The following is a 1,969-nucleotide window of genomic DNA, read 5'->3' on the forward strand; positions in this document are numbered from 1 at the left end:
CTTAGTAGAATCAAGATCCAACTTAGTTTCATCGTAGTCATCTGAGATTCCTACTGATTGGATGTTGTCCTTGTTAGCTGCGTCAAATTTAGTTGTATCTAACCATACTTGGTAAACCAACTTGTCGCCACGTTTAACAGACTTAGTATTGATGTTTTGTTCTTCGTTGTTGTTAGCTTGGTCTACATATGGATTTGTATTTGTTTCACCATATTTATCAGTCAACTCAGAATCATCATCAAGAAGTTTGTTATCAGTGATTGAGAATTTCTCTTCATTCAAGACATATTTCTCTGGTTGGAACTTAGGTTCTTCTGGAGGAGTTACGACGTTGTTAAATTCTTTATCCGCAATGTCGCCTACAGTCGCGATAAGAACTTTAGCTGTTCCATCGTGTTTAACTGTAACTGTTACATTCGCTTTCATTGTGTCGTATGTAACGGTTGCGTCTGTTCCTTTAACTTCTTCTACAGTGTAGTTGTGTACGCCTTCTTGACCTTTCTTGAATTCAAGAGCTTTGAATTTAACGTTACCAGCCGCATCGTTGCTTACAGTTTCAACAACTTTACCTGTTGAATCTTTAAGAACGAAGCTGAATTCGTTTTCTTTAAGCTCACGGCCTTCCAAGCGTTTAGTGAAGTTGAATTCCACTTCAACTGGAACGTTGTTTACACGTTTTTCAGTTGGTTTTTCAGGTTTTTCAACTTTCTTAGTCGTTGGGTTGTAGTAGTTGACTACTTGAGCCGCAGTATTTTCAATATCTACACCACCAGGTACATCAGCTTTCACTGTTGTTGGGATGTCGAACTTGTAGATTTGAGTATCTTCTGCGTCTCCAAGTGACTTAGTGAAGCCAGCTTTAAGAGTTGCAGTGATCACACCGTTGTTCACAGTGATATCGAATTTATCTGTTACTTCTGCGCCTGTTACTGAATCGTAAGCTTTGATCTTAGTAGAATCAAGTTCCAATTTAGCTTCATCGTAGTCATCTGAGATTCCTACTGATTGGATGTTGTCCTTGTTAGCTGCGTCAAATTTAGTTGTATCCAACCATACTTGGTAAACCAACTTGTCGCCACGTTTCACAGTCTTGGTGTTCAAGTTTTGAGCTTCGTTGTTTGATGCATCGTCCGCATATGGGTTGGCATTGGTATCTGCGTACTTGTCTGCCAACTCTTTATCATCATCAACGAGCTTGTCGCCTGTGATATCGAATTTCTCTTCAGAAACAACGTATTTCTCTGGTTGGAACTTAGGTTCTTCTGGAGGAGTGACACGGTTGTTAAATTCTTTATCAGCGATATCGCCAACAGTTGCTACAAGAACTTTAGCTGTTCCGTTGTGTTTCACTGTGACTGTTACATTCGCTTTCATAGTATCGTATGTAACGGTTGCGTCTGTTCCAGCTACTTCTTCAATTGTGTAGTTGTGAACGCCTGCTTGTTCTTTCTTGAATTCGATAGCTGAGAACTTAACGTTTCCAGATGCATCGTTCGTTACAGTTTCAACAACTTTACCTTTCGCTTTCAATTCACGACCTTCCAAGCGTTTAGTGAAGTTGAATTCTACTTGTACTGGTACGCTATTCACACGTTTTTCAGTTGGTTTGCTTGGTTTTTCAACTTTCTTCGTAGTTGGGTTGTAGTAGTTGACTACTTGAGCCGCAGTATTTTCGATATCTACACCAGCTGCCACATCAGCTTTCACTGTTGTTGGGATGTCGAACTTGTAGTAACGTCCGAAGGCGAACTTAGTTGTATCGATCACTTGAGTGTTTTCTGCATCGCCAAGTGACTTCGTGAAGCCAGCTTTAAGGGTTGCAGTGATCACACCGTTGTTAACAGTGATATCGAATTTAGCTGTAACATCATCACCTGTTACTGAATCGTAAGCTTTGATCTTAGTAGAATCAAGATCCAACTTAGTTTCATCGTAGTCATCTGAGATTCCTACTGATTGGATGTTGTCC

1 protein-coding gene is annotated in these 1,969 nt (G+C 40.1%); it reads right to left on the reverse strand.

The window, feature by feature from the left end; genetic code table 11:
* Positions 1 to 1,969, reverse strand: a 1,969-nt coding sequence (locus tag E7C97_RS09605; RefSeq protein WP_316109091.1) for an SspB-related isopeptide-forming adhesin, incomplete at both ends; no start/stop codon positions are given.

The organism is Streptococcus sp. (genome assembly GCF_032481935.1).
Taxonomy (GTDB): domain Bacteria; phylum Bacillota; class Bacilli; order Lactobacillales; family Streptococcaceae; genus Streptococcus.